The sequence below is a fragment of the Enterococcus sp. AZ048 genome (assembly GCF_051715125.1).
GTDB lineage: Bacteria > Bacillota > Bacilli > Lactobacillales > Enterococcaceae > Enterococcus_A > Enterococcus_A gilvus.
Map to the genome: position 1 here is coordinate 923,097 of NZ_JBIOTD010000001.1, position 21,066 is coordinate 944,162.

24 protein-coding genes are annotated in these 21,066 nt (G+C 39.4%); 18 read left to right on the forward strand and 6 right to left on the reverse strand.

What is annotated here, in order from left to right; genetic code table 11:
- Nucleotides 1–39: 39 nt before the first annotated feature.
- The 3 genes from IGI66_RS04560 to IGI66_RS04570 all read right to left on the reverse strand — a co-directional run bounded on the left by IGI66_RS04560 (nt 40) and on the right by IGI66_RS04570 (nt 1,941).
- Entirely contained in the window at nt 40–972 is a 933-nt protein-coding gene (locus tag IGI66_RS04560; RefSeq protein ID WP_288226758.1) for a peptidylprolyl isomerase, read from the reverse strand.
- A 156-nt stretch (nt 973–1,128) separates the two neighbouring features.
- A complete protein-coding gene (locus IGI66_RS04565; RefSeq protein ID WP_010781416.1) occupies nt 1,129–1,515 on the reverse strand; it encodes a YtxH domain-containing protein in 387 nt (128 codons plus the stop codon).
- The gene (locus IGI66_RS04570) at nt 1,516–1,941 is read right to left on the reverse strand and encodes an HIT family protein (protein WP_010781415.1); all 426 of its coding nucleotides are present in this window, start codon (nt 1,939–1,941) and stop codon (nt 1,516–1,518) included.
- Nucleotides 1,942–2,219: 278 nt separating this feature from the next.
- On the opposite strand from IGI66_RS04570, the gene IGI66_RS04575 reads away from it, so the two are divergent.
- The 14 genes from IGI66_RS04575 (at nt 2,220) to IGI66_RS04640 (ending at nt 12,753) form a co-directional block, all read left to right on the forward strand.
- Complete coding sequence (locus IGI66_RS04575) at nt 2,220–2,957, forward strand: ABC transporter ATP-binding protein (protein WP_438847781.1); 738 nt, start codon at nt 2,220–2,222, stop codon at nt 2,955–2,957.
- A complete protein-coding gene (locus IGI66_RS04580; protein ID WP_438847783.1) occupies nt 2,950–4,158 on the forward strand; it encodes an ABC transporter permease in 1,209 nt (402 codons plus the stop codon). The genes IGI66_RS04575 and IGI66_RS04580 overlap by 8 nt, the downstream gene beginning before the upstream one ends.
- Nucleotides 4,159–4,161: 3 nt before the next feature.
- On the forward strand, nt 4,162–5,031 hold the full coding sequence (dat, locus tag IGI66_RS04585) for a D-amino-acid transaminase (protein ID WP_010781412.1): 870 nt from the start codon (nt 4,162–4,164) through the stop codon (nt 5,029–5,031).
- Nucleotides 5,032–5,120: 89 nt separating this feature from the next.
- Nucleotides 5,121–5,903, forward strand: coding sequence for a phosphotransferase family protein (locus tag IGI66_RS04590; protein ID WP_010781411.1), 783 nt, complete (start codon nt 5,121–5,123; stop codon nt 5,901–5,903).
- A gap of 82 nt (nt 5,904–5,985) precedes the next feature.
- Nucleotides 5,986–6,636, forward strand: a complete 651-nt coding sequence (gene trmB, locus IGI66_RS04595; RefSeq protein WP_010781410.1) for a tRNA (guanosine(46)-N7)-methyltransferase TrmB — start codon at nt 5,986–5,988, stop codon at nt 6,634–6,636.
- 92 nt (nt 6,637–6,728) lie between these two features.
- Nucleotides 6,729–7,679: a competence type IV pilus ATPase ComGA gene (gene comGA, locus IGI66_RS04600; protein WP_044926424.1), complete on the forward strand. Its 951-nt coding sequence runs from the start codon at nt 6,729–6,731 to the stop codon at nt 7,677–7,679.
- Complete coding sequence (comGB, locus tag IGI66_RS04605) at nt 7,639–8,652, forward strand: competence type IV pilus assembly protein ComGB (RefSeq protein ID WP_438847786.1); 1,014 nt, start codon at nt 7,639–7,641, stop codon at nt 8,650–8,652. Before comGA ends, comGB begins: the two co-directional genes overlap by 41 nt.
- A complete protein-coding gene (comGC, locus tag IGI66_RS04610; RefSeq protein ID WP_438847788.1) occupies nt 8,649–8,927 on the forward strand; it encodes a competence type IV pilus major pilin ComGC in 279 nt (92 codons plus the stop codon). Before comGB ends, comGC begins: the two co-directional genes overlap by 4 nt.
- Nucleotides 8,899–9,363: a competence type IV pilus minor pilin ComGD gene (gene comGD, locus IGI66_RS04615; RefSeq protein ID WP_139243567.1), complete on the forward strand. Its 465-nt coding sequence runs from the start codon at nt 8,899–8,901 to the stop codon at nt 9,361–9,363. The genes comGC and comGD overlap by 29 nt, the downstream gene beginning before the upstream one ends.
- Nucleotides 9,341–9,622, forward strand: coding sequence for a competence type IV pilus minor pilin ComGE (gene comGE, locus IGI66_RS04620; RefSeq protein ID WP_438847790.1), 282 nt, complete (start codon nt 9,341–9,343; stop codon nt 9,620–9,622). Before comGD ends, comGE begins: the two co-directional genes overlap by 23 nt.
- Nucleotides 9,609–10,022 carry a competence type IV pilus minor pilin ComGF gene (gene comGF / locus IGI66_RS04625; RefSeq protein WP_438847791.1) on the forward strand — a complete coding sequence of 138 codons (414 nt, stop codon included), beginning with the start codon at nt 9,609–9,611 and terminating at the stop codon, nt 10,020–10,022. The genes comGE and comGF overlap by 14 nt, the downstream gene beginning before the upstream one ends.
- The gene (comGG, locus tag IGI66_RS04630) at nt 9,985–10,335 is read left to right on the forward strand and encodes a competence type IV pilus minor pilin ComGG (RefSeq protein ID WP_438847793.1); all 351 of its coding nucleotides are present in this window, start codon (nt 9,985–9,987) and stop codon (nt 10,333–10,335) included. The genes comGF and comGG overlap by 38 nt, the downstream gene beginning before the upstream one ends.
- Before the next feature lie 166 nt (nt 10,336–10,501).
- Complete coding sequence (locus IGI66_RS04635) at nt 10,502–11,509, forward strand: class I SAM-dependent methyltransferase (RefSeq protein WP_438847794.1); 1,008 nt, start codon at nt 10,502–10,504, stop codon at nt 11,507–11,509.
- A gap of 47 nt (nt 11,510–11,556) precedes the next feature.
- The gene (locus IGI66_RS04640; protein WP_086305609.1) at nt 11,557–12,753 is read left to right on the forward strand and encodes an acetate kinase; all 1,197 of its coding nucleotides are present in this window, start codon (nt 11,557–11,559) and stop codon (nt 12,751–12,753) included.
- A 455-nt stretch (nt 12,754–13,208) separates the two neighbouring features.
- Here IGI66_RS04640 and IGI66_RS04645 read toward each other — a convergent pair whose 3' ends face one another.
- Complete coding sequence (locus IGI66_RS04645; protein WP_438847796.1) at nt 13,209–13,736, reverse strand: CDP-alcohol phosphatidyltransferase family protein; 528 nt, start codon at nt 13,734–13,736, stop codon at nt 13,209–13,211.
- A 195-nt stretch (nt 13,737–13,931) separates the two neighbouring features.
- On the opposite strand from IGI66_RS04645, the gene IGI66_RS04650 reads away from it, so the two are divergent.
- The 4 genes from IGI66_RS04650 (at nt 13,932) to IGI66_RS04665 (ending at nt 18,777) form a co-directional block, all read left to right on the forward strand.
- The gene (locus IGI66_RS04650) at nt 13,932–14,498 is read left to right on the forward strand and encodes an NAD(P)H-dependent oxidoreductase (RefSeq protein ID WP_010781399.1); all 567 of its coding nucleotides are present in this window, start codon (nt 13,932–13,934) and stop codon (nt 14,496–14,498) included.
- Nucleotides 14,499–14,855: 357 nt separating this feature from the next.
- Complete coding sequence (locus IGI66_RS04655) at nt 14,856–15,707, forward strand: DUF368 domain-containing protein (RefSeq protein ID WP_114524071.1); 852 nt, start codon at nt 14,856–14,858, stop codon at nt 15,705–15,707.
- A gap of 316 nt (nt 15,708–16,023) precedes the next feature.
- Nucleotides 16,024–17,463, forward strand: a complete 1,440-nt coding sequence (gene proS / locus IGI66_RS04660; RefSeq protein WP_010781397.1) for a proline--tRNA ligase — start codon at nt 16,024–16,026, stop codon at nt 17,461–17,463.
- Nucleotides 17,464–17,802: 339 nt separating this feature from the next.
- Nucleotides 17,803–18,777, forward strand: a complete 975-nt coding sequence (locus IGI66_RS04665) for a D-2-hydroxyacid dehydrogenase (protein WP_438847799.1) — start codon at nt 17,803–17,805, stop codon at nt 18,775–18,777.
- Nucleotides 18,778–18,803: 26 nt separating this feature from the next.
- Here the strand turns inward: IGI66_RS04665 and IGI66_RS04670 are convergent, their stop codons facing one another.
- Both IGI66_RS04670 and IGI66_RS04675 read right to left on the reverse strand, forming a co-directional pair.
- Nucleotides 18,804–19,739 carry an aldo/keto reductase gene (locus IGI66_RS04670; protein WP_114524073.1) on the reverse strand — a complete coding sequence of 312 codons (936 nt, stop codon included), beginning with the start codon at nt 19,737–19,739 and terminating at the stop codon, nt 18,804–18,806.
- 159 nt (nt 19,740–19,898) lie between these two features.
- Nucleotides 19,899–20,834, reverse strand: coding sequence for an aldo/keto reductase (locus IGI66_RS04675; protein WP_438847801.1), 936 nt, complete (start codon nt 20,832–20,834; stop codon nt 19,899–19,901).
- Between the last annotated feature and the right edge of the window lie 232 nt (nt 20,835–21,066).

The following is a 21,066-nucleotide window of genomic DNA, read 5'->3' on the forward strand; positions in this document are numbered from 1 at the left end:
GGGAACTCCGCTTGGAATTCCCCTTTTGTTTCAATCAAACTATTTGGTTGATTCAGTTGTTGCTTTTTTACCTGAACTATTTGTAGTTAAGAAATCAGATAAGATGTTTTCGAATGAATCATCTTTGATTTTCACGTTTGCTTTCTTCAATTCTTTTGCAATTACTTCAGAAGAGAAGGTTTGATCCGCCATTTTTGTATCTTCAGCGATTTGTTTCAATTCTTTTTTGTATTTATCCATGTCGTTGCCTTTAGAAGAATTTTTCTCCATTTTGACAATGTAGTAGCTTGATTGGTAAGTTGATGAATCCATCGCAGTGATCACGTCAGAGACTTCGCCGTCTTTCAATTTGAAAGCAGCTTCTTTTACTTCAGCAGGCACGTTTGTTGATTGAGAATCAAATTTGATCTCTCCGCCATCTTTTTTCGTTGTTTGATCTTGTGATTTTTCTTTCGCGATTTTTGCGAAATCACCTTTATCATCTAATTGTTTTTTGATTTCTTTTGCTTCATCTTCACTGCTTGCTAAAATGATGCGAGCAGTCACTTCTGGATGGAAGGAATCCCAAGCAGCTTTTGTATCTTTATCAGTGATTTTCACATGAGCTTTCAAACCTTCTTGGAAAGCTAATGATTGTTTCAAGTAATCTTTATAAGATTTCTTTGTGTAGCCGGCAGATTTTAATTGGCTTTCAAAGCTGTCGCCCAATTGTTTTTCTTGCTTGTCGTACTCTTTGTCGATTTGCTTATCTGAAACTTTGTCTCCATAAGCATTTTCAAATACTTTATAGATGATCATGTTGCGAACTAAGCTTTGGTTTGATTGTTCTTTTTTCGCTTCGTTATAAAAATCTTCGACGGTAATTTTTCCGCCTTTCATTGTTGCGATGTCCTGGCTAGATCCACCTGAACAGGCCCCCAATACAATTACACTAAGTAAGCCAGCAGTGGCTAAAAGAATCTTTTTCTTCATTTCTATGCTACAACTCCTAAAATTATAATTTACATCCGTTTGTTATTCCTTTTCAACTATAACACACCTAAAAATGCAAAGGAAAGGGGGTTAAAAATAGTTTCCGAGAAAATTCACAATAAAAGCACAATTAACTAAGCAAAAAACACTGGAGAATTAGTCTCCGTCCGTGGGTCTTTCCAGTGTGAAGCGTCCTTTTTTCAGTACCGTCTTTTCTTCCGTGACAGGTAAAGACTGATTGATCTTTTCAAGTTGCGCTTGAATCTGTTGGATACGAGGCTCTGCCTGAAAGCGAAAATCTTCTACATCTTTTTCGACTCCTGATTTGAAAGCTGGGACCAGCGTATCAAACGTTCCTTTTAAAGTAACCAATGATTCGCGGAACGCCGCCAAATTATCGTTTAATTCATCCGTTAATTCAACCAACTCACGCGTGTTTGTAATTAGTTTTTCGCGGGTCTCTTCACCTTTACGCGGTGCTAATAGAAGTCCGCCTAAGGTTCCTAAACCGGCACCAAATAGAATTCCTTTAAAAAAGCCCATTTATTTCACCTGCTCCTTAATCTGATCAGCAATCAATTGCATTTCTTCCGCTGTTTGTTGATCCGCATGATTTCCAAAATGAATTGAAAAGTCATCCTTTTTACTATAACGCGGCACTAAATGGATATGAGAGTGAAAAACGGATTGATAGGCAAGTTCTTTATTATTATTTAAGATATTTAATCCGTCCATTTCGGGAAAAGCATGTTCAATCGCACGTGCAATTTTAGGAATACGTGCGAAGACGTCTGCTGCCAAGTCCTCATCATAGTCGAAAATATCCGTAACATGCTTTTTAGGGACTACTAAAGTATGCCCCTTTGTTGCTTGTGAGATGTCTAGAAAAGCATAGACTTTGTCGTCCTCATAAATTTTGTAGCTGGGAATTTCTTGATTAATGATTTTACAAAAAATACAATTTTCCATTGCAAACATCCTTCCTGTTTCGTGGTGATTTATTTTGTGCTGTCAGTATGGGTAAAATGTCCCGACAACTGAAAATTCTTCCTTAACTTTACCATAACTTGGAATACTTGTGCTGTAAAAGGTCAAGTGAAGATTAATTATTTGCAGGATTCTGCTATAATGTTAACTATGAATGAGCCGCTCTTTTAACTTTGACTGAGGGGCTACTTATTTTAGGTAAAAGACCTTGGAGAATTATAATAGTTGTTTTCTTATAAATAGGAACTTGGAGGGAACGCATGAGTTTAGTAATAGAACACGTAACAGGCGGGTATGGACACGTGCCTGTTTTAAAGGATATTAATTTTGATGTTAAAAATGGCGAGATGATTGGCCTGATTGGCTTGAATGGCGCGGGAAAATCTACGACGATAAAAAATATTATTGGGTTATTAACACCGCAAAAGGGGACGATCAAGGTTGATGAACTTACCCTGCAGCAAGACCCAGAAAATTATCGAAAGAAAATTGGATACATTCCTGAGACGCCATCCTTGTATGAAGAATTAACGTTGAGAGAGCACATCGAAGTTACTGCAATGGCCTATGGTATTCCTAAAGATGAAGCGATGCATCGAGCAGAGTCGTTATTGAAAACATTTCGCTTGGAAAATCGGTTAGACTGGTTTCCAGTGAACTTTTCAAAAGGAATGAAACAAAAAGTAATGGTGCTATGCGCCTTTTTGATCCAACCGAGTTTATACATTATTGATGAACCCTTTTTAGGATTGGACCCATTGGCTATCAATGCTCTGTTGGAATTGATGGTGACCATGAAGGAACAGGGGGCCGCGATCTTAATGTCTACCCATATCTTAGCGACAGCAGAGAAATATTGCGATCGTTTCGTTGTGCTTCATGAGGGTGAAGTGCGGGCACTTGGAACGTTGCAAGAATTGCAGCAAGAATTCAATTTACCAGGCTCTTCGTTAGATGAAATTTATATCGCTTTAACAAAGGAGAAGGAACATGCATGATTTTTTTCTATTGAGGCGTCAACGCCACCAGAAAAAAATGATGAAGTACATGCGCTATGTTTTAAATGATCATTTTGTTTTGGTGTGCTTGTTTTTAGTTGGCGGTCTAGCCTTTTATTATTCAAACCTGTTAAAACAACTGCCACCAGATTTCCCTTGGAGTCTGCCGATCGTCGGGGTAGTGTGGTGGCTCGTTTTACCCTTTGGGAGATTAGCGACTCTCGTTGAGCCTGCTGATATGACCTTCTTATTGCCGAAAGAAAAAGAAATGGGCAATTATTTGACAAGCGGGTTGCGTCACTCCTTGGCGCTGCCATTTACAGTTGAACTGCTTTTATGCGGTGCATTGATCCCTTTAGTGGTATTAGCGAAGCAAATAGGGTTTATAAACTTTTTCTTCTATATAATAGTGTTGTGGAGTCTGAAATTAGCAAATCTTAGAATCCAGCGCTTCGCCTGTTACCAAAAAACGCGCAAGCAGACGCAGCGTTTGTATTTCGCTTGGTTTGTCGGGAGCGGAGCGATCATTTTTATCGCCCTTTACAGCATGGCATGGCTAGGTTCGGTCTTGGCAGTAGCTACGATGATGGGTTTTGTAGTGTTGACACAAGAGAAAATCCAGTTACTGGATTGGAGTCAGATGATTGCGCGTGAAAATGCTCGACTGCATCGGATCTATCAATTTATTAATTTGTTTACGGATGTTCCAGAAGTCGAAGCAAAGGTTCGTCGCAGGAAATATCTAGATGGTCTATTAGCGAGAATTTCCTTTAAACAGGAAAACACGTATCTTTATTTGTTTGCGCGAGGCGCGTTACGGGGGGCAGAATTTGGCGGGTTGTTTTTCCGCTTGTTGATTGTAGGAAGTATTCTGTTGCTCTCTTTGAATGACATCCGATTTGTTGCTGGAGTCAGTCTATTGTTTATTTATTTGATCGGGTTTCAAATGATTCCATTGTATGGACAATTTGATTATATCAGTGCGACACAGCTTTATCCTGTGTCAAAAAAATACAAAAAAACGGCTTTGCAGCGCTTGATGGTGATTTTATTAGTTGCTGCAGCACTTATCTTCACGTTGTGCAGCCTTGTACATTTGTCAATCGTTGGAAGTTTGATCATACTTGTGTTACTTTTAATCGAAATTAGTTTGTTTGCGTGGTTCTATCTCCCAACAAGGATAAAGAAAATGGAGGATTAAAGAATGAAGGTATTATGGAACGATCAAATCGTTGATGAATCAGAAGTAAAGATTGATTTAGAGGATCGCGGCTACCAATTTGGTGATGGTATTTATGAAGTTATCCGTATTTACGATGGATACATGTATATGGAAAAGGAGCATTTAGATCGACTATGGGTGAGTGCTGAAAAAATCCGTATGACACTTCCTTTTACGAAAGAGGCGCTTAGCGAACGGTTGCACCAATTAGCCAAGGAAGCTGGTTTGGAGAACGCGCGAGTGTATTTCCAAGTGACACGGGGAACTGCAAAACCAAGGCTGCATGATTTTCCTGATCCGAAAGAAGTTCCGCCGGTCTTGATGGCGGATATTCAGCCGGCTTCTCGTCCAACGGCGAAACAAACTATTGGTATCCGTGCTGGATTTGTAGAAGATAAACGTTGGCTGCATTGTGACATAAAATCTATCAGCCTATTGGGGAATCTTTTGGCATTAGATGAGGCCAAACAAAACGGTTATGAAGAAGCTGTCTTGGTCCGTGACAATTACGTGACAGAAGCTTCTGCCTCAAATTTATGGATGGTAAAAAATGAAGTTCTTTATACGCATCCGGACGGGAATTTGATTTTGCCAGGTATCACAAAAATTAAAATTCGCGAAATTGCAAAAGCTTTAGGTATTGAATTGAAAGAAGAGGCGTTCACAGACAAAGAGCTGTTAGCAGCTGATGAATGTTTCAAAACGAGCTCAGTGGCAGAAATTATGCCGATTATCGAAATTGACAATCAAAAAATCGGCGACGGTATGCCAGGGAAGGTAACGAAAAAAATTCTTCACGCCTACATCGAAGCAGTGAATTTATCGGTTCAGGCACATCGTGATGAAAAATAATCAAAGAAGAACATACATGCTCTTGACGAAGAGCCCTTCCCCGACTAAAATAGTAAATACGTTTAAAATGCTAGGGGAGGGCCTTGGGAATGGAGTTTCAGTTGGATAGTGACTGGCGTGTGCAGCCGATCAAAGGCGATACAGGAAAAACGTATATCGGCTATCGTGACGAAGATCGCGTCTTCATTAAACGAAATACCACCCCAATGTTGGCGGCTTTATCTCGTGAAGGAATCGCACCGAAACTTGTTTGGATCAAACGGACAGGAAACGGCGATACATTGACTGCTCAAGAATGGTTGGATGGTCGTATTCTCGAACCAGAAGAAATACCGCGTCGCAATGACGTAGTAGATGTACTGTATCACTTACATCACTCGCCTTCATTGAAAGTGATGTTAAAAAAAATGGGTGGACGCCAAGTTTCACCACAGCAGCTATTGGCTGATTATGAGGCGAATTTACCGACGATGATCGAACAAAATGCGTTCATTGAGCTGGTGTATGCGTACCTTAAAAAAAATATACCGACGTATGCAAAGAAAAATTATACGGTGGTACATGGTGATGTAAATCATCGAAATTGGTTGGTTTGTTCCAACTATTTATATTTAGTTGATTGGGATTCTGTGATGTTTGCTGATCCGGCTCTGGATATTGGAACGATTTTAGGAAACTATGTGCCGTTATCTAGCTGGAGCAAGTGGCTTGTTCGCTATGGGATTCGCCCAACTGATGAGAACATGGAACGTGTCTATTGGTATGGGTTGATGAGTTTGCTGTTAGAGATTGCTCGTCAATACAAACGGGAAGAATTTCATCACATGAACCAATCGATCTTACAATTAAAACGAATTTTTGCTGGAAGCTGAACGTCTTGTTCAGCTTTTTGCGAGTTTTATTAGCTATAATAGAAAGAAACGAGAGTTAGAAAATAGTTTTTGGAGGAAAAACATGCGAGTTAGAAATCGTCCGGGCGCAGCAGAAATGCTGGCGGCTCGACCTGAATATGCGGTGCAAGAGCCTGAATCATGGAAAGGGCGCTGGTCTGAACGTTTTGGTAACGATCACCCGATCCATATTGAAATTGGCATGGGTAAAGGGCAGTTCATTACTGGAATGGCGGCGGCTCATCCCGAGATCAATTACATCGGTATAGAAATGCAAGTGAGCGTGATTTCTTTAGCTTTAGATAAACTAGTTGAAGCAGAATTGCCTAATTTACAATTGCTACATGTAGATGGTTCAGAGCTGACGAATTATTTTGCGGACAGCGAAGTAGATCAGATTTATTTGAACTTTTCTGATCCATGGCCAAAGAAAAAACATGAAAAACGCCGACTGACATCGCCAAGCTTTTTAAAAGTAGACGAAGCGATTTTGAAGCCAGCCGGAGAAATCCATTTTAAAACAGACAACCAAGGGTTATTTGAATATTCATTGAGTAGTTTCTCAAAATACGGAATGACTCTTGAACACGTTTGGTTAGATCTGCACGAAAGTTCTTTCGAGGGAAATATTATGACCGAATATGAAGAGAAGTTTTCAAACAAAGGACAGCGAATTTATCGAGTGGAAGCACGTTTTCAGGATAAGACAAAATAATGGCAGACGAGGAGATAGACCTTTTAGGTTTATCTTCTTTTTTTTGGAGCAGAAAAAAGTTTTTACGTATCTTGTTTTTTGAGGTGATAAAAATGGAGATCGAAGAGCTTTCAGACGAATTGATTCAATATGGTTTTGACCACCAAATGCAAGATTTATATTTGTTGCCCCAAAAAGATAAGTATCGATACTTTTTTCGCAGAGGCCCATTTTATGAGCATAAGAACTCAGATCTTTCCTATGTTGATAATGAAATGAATGTACGTACGGCATTGCAGTTGATTAACCGCTTCAAATATTTGGGGCAAATGGATGTCAGCGAAAAGCGCAAAGTTCAGCTTGGGGCGATCTCTTATCCGTTACCGGAGACGAATCAGCGATTGAGGCTGTCCACGGTAGGAGATTATTTACAACGGGAGAGTTTAGTTATTCGATTTTTACATCAGTTTGGTACTAGTCCCGAGGTTTACCACTTGTCTGAGCAATTGGATATTTTGCGAAGGCATACTAAAAAAAGAGGGCTGTATATTTTCTGCGGGCCTGTGGGTTCGGGTAAGACAACATTGATGTACAAGTTGGCACGTGAAATGGAAGGGCAAGTTATTACCATTGAAGATCCGGTTGAAATTGAAGAACCTGATTTTGTACAGTTGCAAGTAAATGAAAAAATTCAACAAAGCTATGATGAACTGATCAAGTTGTCATTGAGACACCATCCAGATGTGTTGATTATCGGTGAAATCCGTGATGAGAAGACGATTCAAGGCGCAATTCGAGCCGCGTTAACGGGTCATTGCGTATTTGCTACCCTTCATGCTGCCAGCTTAGAAACTGCTCATGCACGGGTCTTTGAGCTTGGAGGAGAGGCCTCGTTACTAAAAGAATGCCTACGGGGAATTATTTATCAAGAACTTTTACCAATAGACCAAACGGTAGGGTTATTGACAAGTTACCAATTTTATCAAGAGAAGGTGACATTCACCTGGGAAGAGGGGATGCGTCGTGTGGCACAGAAACAAACTGACCAGAAAACAACGAATTGATTTTGCTCATTTATTAGGTGAGTTGATGGAGAATGGGTTTAGCTTGCAGCAGGCATTGGACTTCTTTGTTAATGCAAACATTTTTCTGCCTTCTGTATTAATCGGTGTACAAAAAGACCTCCATCAAGGGGAAAATTTAGCGGTGAGTTTTGCAAAGTTGAATTACTCAAACGATCAAATACTACAAATAGAACTTGCTGATTCTCACGGTGACTTGTCAAAAACATTGCTGGGAATTGCTGAACAAATGCGGTTAGTCCAACGTCAAAGAGAGAATTTTCTCAAGGCGGTTTCGTACCCGTTGCTTCTATTGGTGTTTCTAATTGTTATTTTATTGGGAATGCGGTTTTTCTTGTTGCCTCAGCTATTAGCTAGCGGAATGATTCGGGAGGAGGATTTTTCGGTTCAGCTCATAAAAGTTGTTCCTGTGATTGCCTTAGGAATGATCCTGTTTTTTTTAGTATTAATAGTATGCTGGCAAGCTTGGGGGAGAAGACAAAACTTTTTGATCCGTTTTCGCTTTTTAGCAACGGTACCGTTAGCTGGAGCATTATTTAGTAATTACTATTCTGCCTATTTTGCCTTGGAATGGGGCAAACTTTTTCAGCAAGGATTGGAATTAAATCAAATTATCGAATGTCTATTGTCTATAGATGGAAAATCATTGATGCAAGAATTAGCAGCAGATTTGAAGATCCGCTTAGCTCAAGGCAGTTCGCTAGCCGAAGAATTGAAACGTTACCCATTTTTAACCAAAGAGTTTGGACGAATCATCTTTCAAGGAGAAGCTCGAGGGAATTTGGCCAAAGAGTTATTAACTTATAGTCAATTAGTCTGGCGTCGCTTTTTCAATCAGTTAGAATTCCTGTGTTCTTGGTTGCAGCCCCTTGTTTTTTTGATCGTTGCCCTTTTGATTATCAGCCTATACATGACGATGCTTTTGCCGTTAACGAATTTGGAGGGAATTATATGAAAAAGAAAGTATCTGGGTTCACCTTATTAGAGATGTTGGTCGTACTTTTGGTAATCAGCCTGCTTTTATTATTATTCGTGCCTAAACTAATTAATCAAAAAGAAAGCGCTAGTAAAAAAAGCGATGCAGCAATAGCAAAAGTAGTAGAAACACAAATTCAAGTGTATGAATTAGATTTTGGAAAGACACCCACAAGAGAAGAGTTAATCAATCAAGAATACGTCAAAAAGGAGCAGTATGACGCGTATGAAAGAGCGCAAAAACAACCGAAATAATTCGGGATTTACACTCATTGAGACACTGATCGTTCTTGCGCTGGTTTGCAGCTTCGTTTTACTGCCAACGCTTGCTATTAAGGAGTGGCAACAACAGTTGGAAAAAGAGTTTTTCTATTATCAGTTCGAGAAGTCTACCCTGCATATCCAACAAGTTGCAATTGCCGACCAGCGCAATACACGGATCGATCTTCATAATGAGGCGCAGCTGATTGATTTTTTTACAAATCATACTGAGCTGTCTTGGAGAAAATTGAAGATCCCCCGTACTGTGAAGTTACAAAGTGGGTATTCGATTGCTTTCAAAGCAGGAACGGGGAACATATCGACCACACAGCCTGGAAATGGCAGTATTCCGCATGTGGTTTTCACAGAAGACAATCAAAAGATTACGTATCAATTTCAACTGGGGAGTGGTCGCTTTGAAAGGAAATGAAGGGTACATCTTGTTAGAAAGTTTGATTAGTTTAGCGATATTACTGATTCTTGTTTCTAGTTATGTGGGCGTCACAGTTAAAATGCAAAAGGAGAGCCATCAACGTCTGGCGAATTTAGGAAATTATCGCGACCTGTATATTGAAACTCGACGGTGCAGAATACATGAGGGGGAGTCCGCTCGACCGCAAATATCTATTTCCTTGGAAAATGGAACGGCGTCAAATCAACAGGGGGGAATTCTGATTGCGAAAAAATAGCGGCTTCACATTGTTAGAAAGTTTAGTGGCGCTTTTGATGCTAAGCGGAATTCTGTTGTTGCTTTCTGGGTTAATTCAACATGCGCATAAGATCGAGCAGTCGCTTAGCGGGTATCATCAGCTAGAGTGGGAAATCTATCTACTACAATTGGAAACGGAGATGGAGGGTCTCCATTATAAACAAACCAGTTCACGTGAGATTTGGGCAGAGAATGATGAAAAGAAAAAAATAGTTATCAAGAAAAGCAATGACAAAATTATTAAAAGCCAATCTGATGGCTATCAGCCATTATTAACAGGAGTGAGTCGATTTGTTTGCCAAGAAAAAAATCATGGAGTGGATTTTGTGGTTACCTTCAAGGATGGAAAACAAAAAGAAGGAACATGGATCATCGAATAGCCAAGGCGGAATCTTACTTTCCGTCTTATTGGCTATTTTTCTATTTAGTTTCTTATTACTAAATTTAACAACAAGCTATCATCAAACAGCAGATTTAACAAAAAGAACGGAGCAGTTATACGAAGCTAAGATCGCTAAAGAGCTTTTCTTGGCAGATTATCCAAAGTTGAAAAATAAAAATGGTGTATGGAAATTCAATAAAGGAGAGATCGCCTATGAGACAGAGGCGAATCGCTTAGTAATGAATGTGAAAATTAAAAAGAAAACATATCAATTTTTTGAAAAAAATAGAACATCAAATTCTTCGGATTGATATAGCCTTTGATATCACGCGAAAGAGAGAGAATACAGTGTGAAAGGTACTTTTACACCGAATTAGGAAATCGATGATAAAAGAAAGAAAGCGATTGATTAATTGGTGCATGTTCGCTAAAATAGAACAGGTATCGTGAGTGTTATATTAGTTTGTGAGGTGCAAGATGGATCCAGAGAAAATTGAGAAAGCTTTTTCATTGATGGAAGAAGCAGTTATCGTATTGCAACGTTCACTAGGAACTTCTTTTTTTGACGCTTACATCGAAAATACGGAGAACTTGGTCGACAATGCAAAAGTACGTGTCTTTGAAGAGCAACCAGATGCAGGTACTGTTGCAAGAGTAGAAGCATTATATCAAGAATTATTAGCATTGGATCTAGGGAAAGAAGATTGGCGAAAGCTAACCCAATTGATTTTACTTAAAGGTTCAAAAAATGAAGGATTACAACCCAATCATCAGTTAACACCTGACAGTATTGGTTTCCTATTTGTTTTCTTGATAGAACAACTAACAGTGAAAAAGGATCAGCCATTAGAAATTTTAGATATTACTGTCGGAATGGGAAATTTATTACTGACAACAGTGATCAATTTGCAGGCAGCAAATTATTCTGTTAAAGGAATTGGCGTGGATAACGACGAAACCTTACTAGCTATTGCTGCTTCAGATGGGTTGCTGATGGATGAAGAAATTAAGTTATTCCACCAAGATAGTTTGCAAGATTTATTAGTTGACCCTGTTGACTATGTGATCGGAGATTTGCCAGTCGGCTATTATCCAAATGATCAGCAAGCGGAAAAATTTGCGACTCATTCTGAGAAAGAGCATAGTTATGCGCATCATTTATTGATGGAACAAGCGATGAACTATGTGAAGCCAGATGGCTTTGGATTATTCTTAGTACCAAGTAATTTTCTTGAAACAGAACAAGGGCCGTTGTTGCAAAAATGGTTGAAGGATGAAGTATTGCTTCAAGGAATTATCCAATTGCCAGACGAATTATTCCAATCTGAACATTCAAGGAAAAGTATTTTACTGTTACAAAAAAAAGGTGAGACGGCCGAACAGGTAGAAAAAGTATTGCTTGTTCATCTTCCTTCCCTAAAAGATCCTGCCAAAGTAACAGAGTTCTTTAAAAAATTCGAGGACTGGAAGTCTTCTAATTTATAAACTGCTCAATGGAGCGAAAAGTAATTTAATAACAAAGGAGAGTTAAAATGTCAAAAACAATTGCAATCAACGCAGGCAGTTCAAGCCTAAAATGGCAGCTTTATCAAATGCCTGAAGAATCAGTAATCGCAAAAGGAATCGTTGAACGAATCGGTTTAAATGATTCAATCTTCACTATCAAATACGGTGAAGGTGAAAAATTTGAACAAGTTCTTGATATCAAAGACCATGAAGTTGCCGTTCAAATGTTATTGGACCAATTACTTGAGTTGAAAATCATTGCATCCTTTGATGAAATCACTGGCGTAGGTCATCGTGTAGTAGCAGGCGGCGAATACTTCAAAGATTCTGTTTTGATTGATGACGATGTCTTGGCGAAAATTGAAGAGCTAAGTGAATTTGCGCCGTTGCATAATCCGGCAAATGCGATGGGAATTAAAGCATTCCGTCATATTTTACCGAATGTGACAAGTGTAGCTGTTTTTGATACGTCTTTCCATGCAACAATGCCTGCTGTTAATTATTTATACAGCATCCCTAAAGAGTACTATGATAAATACGCAGCTCGTAAATATGGGTTCCACGGAACGAGCCATCGTTATGTTTCTGAACGTGCAGCAGAGTTACTGGGCAAACCGATTGAAGAAACAAAAATCATCACTGCTCATATCGGTAATGGTGGTTCTGTAACTGCTGTCGAAGGTGGAAAATCAGTAGATACGTCAATGGGCTTCACTCCGTTAGCGGGTTTGACAATGGGCACGCGCGCAGGTGATATCGATGCTTCATTATTGCCATACTTGATGGAAAAAGCAGGTATCAAAGATATCAACGAAATGATTGATGTTCTAAATAAAAAGTCAGGTGTTTTGGGTCTAACCGGTATTTCAAGCGATATGCGTGATATCGAAAATGGCGCTGAAGAGGGCAATGCAGATGCCATCTTGGCTTTAGAAATTTATTGCGATCGCATCCGTAAATACATTGCGCAATATATCTCAGTGATGAATGGTGTTGATGCGATTGTCTTCACAGCTGGTGTGGGGGAAAATGCTGATCCTGTTCGCAGCATGGTCTTAGAAAATATGACGTGGTTTGGTATCGAAATTGATGAAGAAATCAATAAGAGTATCCACGGAAAAGAAGCAGAGCTATCCACTGAAAATTCTCGTGTGAAGGTTTTTGTAATTCCAACAGATGAAGAAGTTATGATTGCTCGTGATGTTGAACGCTTGAGTAAATAAACAATGAAGCCTTTACCGAAATAGGTAAAGGCTTTTTTTACTACATAAATTCGGTTTGTTTTCATCATAAAAATGGAACTTACAATTCATACATTGCGTCTTCAAAATTTCAACATACTATCGGAAATTTTTTTCCTGGACGAATGACACGATGCCCCTCTGCCTCAAGTAGTTCTCTCTGCTTTTTTATTCCCCTTGGAAATTTCGGGTTGATTTCTCCGTTTGCCTTTATTGTTCGCCGGTATGGCGTTTGATCGGTATTGTGTTGTTCACTGGCCCAAGCTGCAATAGAAATGAAGACACCCGCAGTGATCGGCTCTATAAAATCACTCTCATTCAGCAGGGCATTAAAATCCCTTTTTATCCTCGTTCATTACATAATCACCTCGCCTTTTTTTAAATAAATGAGTAATCCTTAGTTTACCTACTGTAAGAAGAAGCCGTAATGAGACGATTTATTTTCTTTTAAAAAAAGTTGGTACATTTCTATCTATCTTAGGAAAAGTCAGCACAATCAATAACTCTTCAAAAGCAGAGAGCGTCGCAACAAACAACAGAAGCGAACCTAACAAATGGATAGGTAGAAAAAATAAGATTATTGGAGATATAAAAAGAAGACCTCCCGTTAATTTATTTAAATACGTATGTAAACTGGTGAATTGATGAAACCGAAAATAGCCGATCACATAAGAGAGACAACGAATCAGTAAGATCAGCAGCGCGCCTTTTAGGATAAATAGAGGCACTGTAAAAATCTCTATAACCTTGACTGCGACAGAAGCGAAGAAAATATGATCCGCCACGCTATCTAGCCATGCGCCTAAAGGAGTAGTCCAATTCATTTTTCTTGCCAGCCACCCGTCCAAAAAATCTGTCATTCCAGTAAATAAACAGAGCGGAAGAAAAAGATTGTCTGCTATAAAAGGCAATGCTAACGCGACCAAAATACGAAGAAAAGTTATTATATTAGGTAAATAATACATGAGCAAACTCCTTGTTTTTTACGGATCGTCTGTCTGGAAATTGAAAAATAAACACATTTATCGAAAGGAATTGACGAGGGGATTTGTGAATATAACTTAACTTTATCAAGTTCTTAGCTTTTTTGAAATCAAAATGAAATCGAAATGCAATAAACTTGTGCTATTTTTGTTAAAAAGGGTAAAGAGGAGACTGAAATGGCAACAACATTGATAATTGATCATCCGTGGAAAGAAAGTTTTAATCATGGTATTTTGAATCGATTGGTCGAAGGTCTTGAACAAGATCAGAAAATCTATCAAATAATTGATCTAAATAAAGACGGATTTGACCCGGTCATGAAGGAAGAAGAGCTGGCAGTTTATCAAAGCGGTTCTGTTTTAGATCCTTTAGTGTTACATTATATGAATTTGTTACGTACAACAACACAGCTCGTTCTGGTTTTTCCAATTTGGTGGTACAGCTCGCCGGCTAGTTTAAAGGGGTTCCTTGACAAAGTGCTGCTAAATGAATTCGCTTTTTTTGATGGCGGGAATGGCATCCAGCCACTGTTATCGATTGAGTCAGTCGTTGTTTTTACTACTTCTGATCAACCGACAGAGAGTCTAGAGCGTCGCTGCACTCGCAGCTATAAGCATCAATTGACGACAACGTTAGAGGACATAGGGATGCGTAATATCTCTTGGCACCATTTGGGATCTCTAAAAAATTTGTCGCTTGAAGAACGTCAAGAGTACCTTGATTCAGTGTATAATAAATTATAAAAGAAATTGGATGTTCAAACAATGCGCATCCGGTTTCTTTTTTTGATGCTTGGGCTATCAATCGCTTAAAAATAATTTCGTTTATTTTTAGATAATGACTAAAAAATTGTGCCTACAGTCGTCAATTCTGAAAGGACCATGCGTAAAGGAATGCTCAAAATCTCAAAAAAATTTATAAGTTTTCGACGCGTGCTCTCTAGTTAGCCTTGCGCCAGTTTCTTTTTATCGGTACACTAACTAAGGTGCAATAGGATTTTTTTTATTCGTTAAACGAATGAACACCACGACAATTAGAATCATTTTTCATTTTTTTGGAAAATGTGTTCTTTTAAATGAACTAGGAGGACTTATTTTTTTATGGAAAACGAAAAAGGTACACAGCCGAATAAAAGCGACTGGTTTTTACGCTTCATCAAAGGAATGTTCATCGGCTCAGGATTTATTTTACCAGGTGTCAGCGGGGGTGCTTTGGCAGCAGTATTTGGTATTTATGAACGAATCATTTCATTTTTAGCCCATATCACAAAGAACTTTAAAGAAAATGTACTTTTCTTCATACCTGTGGGACTTGGTGGCCTGACAGGAGTATTCGTGTTATCGTTTGCGGTTAGCTTTTTGTTGGGTGAATTTGAAACAATTATGCTGTGGTTCTTTGTAGGATGTATTATCGGGACGATCCCAGCATTATGGAAAGAGGCTGGAAAAAAAGGCCGAGGAACAAAAGATTATGTTATTATTGCGGTTAGTTTTGTTTTAGGATTTTTATTTTTGTGGAAGGGATCGAGTCTCTTCGGAACAGTCGATCAAAACTTTTTTACTTGGATGATCGCAGGTGGTTTGATTGGTTTAGGCCTTATTGTCCCTGGACTTAGCCCATCTAATTTTTTGGTGTATATGGGTATGTATAAAGCAATGGCAGACGGGTTCAAAACAGTCGATATGGGTGTGATCCTTCCGATCGGCATCGGAGGATTAGTGACAGTTTTGAGTTTATCAAAAGTGATGGACTGGGTCTTCAGTCACTATTATGCCCCAATGTTTCATTTTATTTTAGGAATTGTATTCGCCTCTACGGTCATGATCGTACCAACAGATTATAGCGGGATCGGCTTCCTTGGATTCCTCGGCTGCGCAGTTCTCTGCCTTTTAGGAGCAGCTTTGGGCTGGTGGATGAGCCGCTTAGAAGAACGCTATGTTCCAGAGGATTAGAAAAAAATTAACATTTAGGCTTGCATTTTTGATGAGAAGTCTTTAATATGGTGTTAAGCATTTGGAATAGTAATAAATTTTATTGGCAGCAGAGAGTTGATTCACCGTCTGAAAGATCAACGCGCCCTCTGAGATTTATGAACCTACCAAAGTTGATTGTTGTGAAAACAGCACGCGACTCTAGCGTTATTGGAGCTGAAAGTTGGGTCAACAATGTTTGACCAAGCAAGGTGGTACCGCGAAATTATCCGTTTCGTCCTTACAAGTTGTAGGGATGGAACGGTTTTTTTTATTTTTATTTTAGGAGGATGCATGAATGACAAACTTACAAAAAGAAGATTTTTCAAAATGGTATTTACAAACAATCCAAAAGGCAGACTTGATGGATTATTCACCCGTTCGCGGCTGTATTATCTTTAAACCAGATGGCTGGGAATTATGGGAGCATATTCAAGAGGACTTTAACAAATACCTAAAAACACAAGATATTCGCAATGTCTATTTCCCAATGCTGATCCCTAAACATTTCTTGGAAAAAGAAGAAGAGCACGTAGAAGGATTTGCGCCAGAATTACCTTGGTTGACGAAAGTTGGCGATGAAGAGCTGGAAGAACCTTATGCCTTACGTCCGACATCTGAAACACTGATCGGTGATGCATTTTCTAACTGGATCAACTCTTACCGTGATCTTCCTTACGAAATCAATCAGTGGGCGAACGTTTTCCGTTGGGAGAAAAAGACGATGCCTTTCTTGCGTACTTCAGAATTCTTATGGCAAGAAGGACATACGGCACATGAAACAGAAGAAAGCGCACGCGAACGGACAATGGGCGTTTTAGAAGCATATGCTACGTTGATCGAAGATACATTGGCAATCCCTGTGTATCGTGGACAAAAAACACCGTCTGAACGTTTTGCAGGTGCAGTAGACACTTATTCAGTAGAGGCAATGATGCGTGACGGAAAAGCCGTCCAAGCAGGAACGTCTCATTACCTTGGACAAAATTTTGCAGAAGCTTTCGATATTAAATTCTTGAATCGCAACAACGAACATGACCATGTGTATACGACTTCTTGGGGAATCTCAACACGTCTGATCGGCTCATTGATTATGGTTCATGGGGATGAACAAGGATTAGTATTGCCACCGAAAGTTGCACCAACACAAGTGATTTTGATCCCTGTTGGCCCTTGGCAAAAGAAACCTGAAATTCTTGATCGTCTGAAAGAATTGAAAGCATCCTTAGTTGAGAAAGGGTTACGTGTTCGAATTGATACTACGGACAATACACCAGGATATAAATTTAATGAATGGGAACTTAAAGGGGCGCCATTACGAATTGAATTTGGCCCGCGTGATCTTGAAAACAATCAAGCCGTTATCAAAATGCGTGATTTAGCGGACAAGGAATCTGTCTCTTTAGACGGCATCGAAGAACACATTGTTGCCCAATTGGATGTAATGCAAAAACGTTTATTCGAAAGCGCGCAAAAACGTTATACAGCGAATGAACATACAGATATTGATACGTTAGATGATTTGAAAGCACATATCGAAAAATCGAAAGAAGCTGGGGAAACACCAGGCTTCGTTTTAATCGGTTGGGATGGTACGGAAGAAACGGAAGCTAAGATCAAAGAAGAAACAGGCTTTACTACACGGAATATTCCATTTAACCCACCTGTTGAAAAAACAGTCGATATCGTGAATGGAAAGCCTGCGAAGCATACCGTTTGGATCGCACGCGCTTATTAATTTGAGGAAGTCCGCCACAGAATCACTTTTTATATAAATAAGTTTTTGCAATTACTGTTTTATCAATCAGCCACCAGTAAGCAGGACGGTAGGGAATTTGGTTTCCCAAAAAGGTTGATCTGTGCGGTTATATTCTTAGAGCCTGAACCTATCAAAGACATTTGATCGGTTCAGGCTTGTTTTTTTATTATCATGAATTGCGTGGTTCCAAACTCAGTGGCATCCGCATCCAAAATATCTTCATTAAATAGAAGACATTCTTGTTGAATTACTTTTTCTTTACGGTAAAGGGAATTAAATGCTATTGTTTAATGAAGCAAAAAGTGAGGAGAATGAGAAATGAAAATCGTAGTGTTAGATGGCTATGCCTTAAATCCAGGGGATTTGGATTGGCAAGGCTTTGAGGCGTTTGGTGAAGTGACGGTCTATGATCGGACTTCTTTTACGGATAAACAGGAAATCATTGATCGAATCGGTGAAGCAGAAGCCATTCTTACGAATAAGACGCCAATTGACGAAGAAATTTTGTCTGCTGTTACGAAACTAAAATATATCGGTGTAGTGGCGACAGGATATAACGTAGTCGATGTTGCTGCTGCCAGAAAACGGAACATTCCTGTGACCAATATCCCTTCCTATGGAACGGACGCCGTGGCACAGTTTACGTTTGCATTATTATTGGAGATCGCCAATCAAGTTGGTGTGCACAATGCTTCTGTTCAACAAGGAGAATGGCAGCGGAGTACAGATTTTACGTATCAAAAAACACCGTTAATGGAATTAAGAGGGAAAACGATCGGTTTGATAGGGTATGGGGAGATTGCTCAGGCCACTGCAACAATTGCGCATGCGTTTAATATGAAGGTTATTTACTGGAACCATCGTCCTAAAAAGGCCCAAGAGGATTGGGCGAAGCAAGTATCTATCGAAGAAATTTATCAGCAAGCCGATATCATTAGTTTGCATGTTCCTCAAACCTCAGAAACGGAAAAAATGATCAATCAAAAAACGATTGCCAGGATGAAAGAGGGCGTCATTTTATTAAATACGGCGCGTGGGGGTCTGTTAGATGAAGCTGCTGTTGCAGACGCATTAAATAGAGGTCAAATTTTTGCGGCAGGTGTGGATGTCGTCTCAAAAGAACCAATGACAAAGGACAATCCGTTAATGTCTGCTAAAAATTGTATCATCACCCCCCATATCGCATGGCGTCCATTAGAAACAAGAGAGCGTTTGATGGAAATAGCCGTGGACAACTTTGCTGCTTATTTAGCAGGGAAAGAAAAAAATGTCGTAAATAAAGAAGGAGCCTGATGACACACATCGGGCTCCTTTCCTGATTATTTAAATAAGTGATCAATCGTGTCAAAATCTTCAGTTGTTAATCGAATGTCCACGGCTTTTGCATTCGCTTCAACTTGTTCAGGTTGTTTTGCGCCGGGAATAATGACACTAATTTGTGGATGCTTCATGTACCACGCCAGAATTAATTGTGCTACAGTGGCATCATAATTTTTGGCAATGGGCTTTAACTGATCCACTTTGCCGACGATTTTTTCAAAACGTTCACCAGTGAAATCGGGCCTCTGGCTCCGTCGATCTGACGCGTCAAAGCGATCTTCTTTCTTATATTTTCCAGTAAGTAAACCAGAAGCGAGAGGGAAATATGGAACAAAGCTGATCCTATTTTCCTTCAGGTAAGGGAAGAGGTCTTTTTCATGTTCACGATGAATCAAATTGAACTGCTCTTCGACAACATCGACATAGCCTTCCTGATTGGCCTCTTTAAGTTGTTCTAGTGAAAAATTTGAAACACCGATTGCACGGATTTTTCCTTCTTCCTTCAGTTCGTGCAGCGCGGCGATAGCCTCGTTTTTAGGTGTGGCTTCATCTGGAAAATGAATATAAAAAATATCGATATATTCTGTTTGTAGCCTTTTTAACGCGTCCTCTACGGATTGTTTAAGAAATTGCGGAGAATTATTAAAAGCATAGTTATTTTCAGGATCGTGAGCGGCCTTAGTCGCTATGATGATGCGAGAACGATCAAACTCTGGCTCTTGTAAAACCTCGCCAATCAATTCCTCAGAACGACCATAGCCATAGGCATAAGCTGTATCCAGCAACGTGATTCCATTATTGATGGCTGTCCGTATGACTTTTTTTCCAGTTTCATCATTTAAGTTAGGGAAAAGATTGTGTCCACCAACTGCATTTGTGCCCAATCCCAGATCACTGGCATAAACACGTGATTTTCCGATTCGTACATCCGTCATAAAACATTCGCTCCTTTTATCTATCACTCAAAAATAAGTGATTATTTTCCAAGTGTAGTTTAAAGTTTAAAAAAAAGCGACTATTCTATTTCGATGAATACTTCAATGAAACGAACACGTAAATAGAGCCATGACAATTCCCTGTCATGGCTCTGTTTGTTAACGGAATAACTGATCAATTTTTTCAAAATCATCGACAGAAAGGTGAATATCCACGGCCTTTGCGTTTGCCTCGACTTGTTCTGGTCGTTTTGCTCCTGGAATGACCACGTCAATATGCGGGTGCTTCATATACCAAGCCAATACTAATTGGGTAACCGTCGCGTCATAATTTTTGGCAATGGGTTTCAATTGATCTACTTTTTTGATGATCTCTTTAAAGCGTTCTCCTTTAAAGTCAGGATTTTTACTACGAAGATCGCTGTCCTCGAAGGCTGTTTCCTCGCTGTATTTTCCAGTCAACAAACCTGAATCCAGCGGATAATAAGGGACAAAGCTGATCGTATGCTCGTTCAAGTATGGGAAAAGCTCTTTTTCGTGTTCTCGATGAATCAGGCTGAAACGTTCTTCGACAATATCCACATAGCCATCTTTATTCGCTTCTTTTAACTGTTCCAAAGAAAAATTGGAGACACCGATCGCGCGAATTTTTCCTTCTTCTTTCAATTTATGCAAAGCTGCGACTGCCTCGTTTTTTGGAGTAGTTTCGTCAGGAAAATGGATGTAAAAAATATCGATATATTCTGTTTGCAACCGTTCTAATGCCGCTTCGACAGCATGACGTAAAAATTCGGGTGAATTATTAAATTTCCCATCTTGCTGCATATCGTGGGCAGCTTTTGTAGCGATAATGACACGTGAACGATCGAATTCCGGTTCCTGTAGCACTTCGCCAATTAGTTCTTCTGAACGCCCGCGTCCGTATGAGAAAGCCGTGTCCAATAGTGTGATTCCGTTATGGATAGCGGTCCGAACGACTTCTTTTCCAATATCGTCGGTCAGGTTTGGATAAAGGTTGTGGCCTCCAACGGCATTCGTCCCTAATCCTAAGGCACTTGCATAAACTTGTGATTTTCCAATTCGCACATCTGTCATAGTACATTTTCCCCTTTCTGTGTTTCGCAATAAAAAAATGATGCTTCTTTCCAAGTTTAAAATAAAGAGCGGGAAAAAGCGACTCCTCTTTTCACTTTTCAGATATCATTTGAAAATCACTTGACTTTCAAGCCTTTTTTTAGTAGCTTAGGAAGAGATAAAAACATCAATGAAACATCTACGAAGGAACTAGTAAATTACGAGATAACGTACAGAAAAAATTGCCTTGGCT

What these genes read in the sequence shown, in the direction of transcription:
- IGI66_RS04665 (WP_438847799.1), top strand. Translation starts at nt 17,803, where the DNA reads ATGAAAATCGTAGTGTTAGATGGCTATGCCTTAAATCCAGGGGATTTG.
- proS (WP_010781397.1), top strand. Translation starts at nt 16,024, where the DNA reads ATGACAAACTTACAAAAAGAAGATTTTTCAAAATGGTATTTACAAACA.
- IGI66_RS04590 (WP_010781411.1), top strand. Translation starts at nt 5,121, where the DNA reads ATGGAGTTTCAGTTGGATAGTGACTGGCGTGTGCAGCCGATCAAAGGC.
- trmB (WP_010781410.1), top strand. Translation starts at nt 5,986, where the DNA reads ATGCGAGTTAGAAATCGTCCGGGCGCAGCAGAAATGCTGGCGGCTCGA.
- IGI66_RS04670 (WP_114524073.1), bottom strand. Translation starts at nt 19,739, where the DNA reads ATGACGGATGTACGAATCGGAAAATCACGTGTTTATGCCAGTGATCTG.
- comGG (WP_438847793.1), top strand. Translation starts at nt 9,985, where the DNA reads ATGGAAAACAAAAAGAAGGAACATGGATCATCGAATAGCCAAGGCGGA.
- IGI66_RS04575 (WP_438847781.1), top strand. Translation starts at nt 2,220, where the DNA reads ATGAGTTTAGTAATAGAACACGTAACAGGCGGGTATGGACACGTGCCT.
- IGI66_RS04655 (WP_114524071.1), top strand. Translation starts at nt 14,856, where the DNA reads ATGGAAAACGAAAAAGGTACACAGCCGAATAAAAGCGACTGGTTTTTA.
- comGC (WP_438847788.1), top strand. Translation starts at nt 8,649, where the DNA reads ATGAAAAAGAAAGTATCTGGGTTCACCTTATTAGAGATGTTGGTCGTA.
- IGI66_RS04565 (WP_010781416.1), bottom strand. Translation starts at nt 1,515, where the DNA reads ATGGGCTTTTTTAAAGGAATTCTATTTGGTGCCGGTTTAGGAACCTTA.
- comGA (WP_044926424.1), top strand. Translation starts at nt 6,729, where the DNA reads ATGGAGATCGAAGAGCTTTCAGACGAATTGATTCAATATGGTTTTGAC.
- comGD (WP_139243567.1), top strand. Translation starts at nt 8,899, where the DNA reads ATGAAAGAGCGCAAAAACAACCGAAATAATTCGGGATTTACACTCATT.
- dat (WP_010781412.1), top strand. Translation starts at nt 4,162, where the DNA reads ATGAAGGTATTATGGAACGATCAAATCGTTGATGAATCAGAAGTAAAG.
- IGI66_RS04675 (WP_438847801.1), bottom strand. Translation starts at nt 20,834, where the DNA reads ATGACAGATGTGCGAATTGGAAAATCACAAGTTTATGCAAGTGCCTTA.
- IGI66_RS04580 (WP_438847783.1), top strand. Translation starts at nt 2,950, where the DNA reads ATGCATGATTTTTTTCTATTGAGGCGTCAACGCCACCAGAAAAAAATG.
- IGI66_RS04650 (WP_010781399.1), top strand. Translation starts at nt 13,932, where the DNA reads ATGGCAACAACATTGATAATTGATCATCCGTGGAAAGAAAGTTTTAAT.
- IGI66_RS04560 (WP_288226758.1), bottom strand. Translation starts at nt 972, where the DNA reads ATGAAGAAAAAGATTCTTTTAGCCACTGCTGGCTTACTTAGTGTAATT.
- IGI66_RS04635 (WP_438847794.1), top strand. Translation starts at nt 10,502, where the DNA reads ATGGATCCAGAGAAAATTGAGAAAGCTTTTTCATTGATGGAAGAAGCA.
- IGI66_RS04645 (WP_438847796.1), bottom strand. Translation starts at nt 13,736, where the DNA reads ATGTATTATTTACCTAATATAATAACTTTTCTTCGTATTTTGGTCGCG.
- IGI66_RS04640 (WP_086305609.1), top strand. Translation starts at nt 11,557, where the DNA reads ATGTCAAAAACAATTGCAATCAACGCAGGCAGTTCAAGCCTAAAATGG.
- IGI66_RS04570 (WP_010781415.1), bottom strand. Translation starts at nt 1,941, where the DNA reads ATGGAAAATTGTATTTTTTGTAAAATCATTAATCAAGAAATTCCCAGC.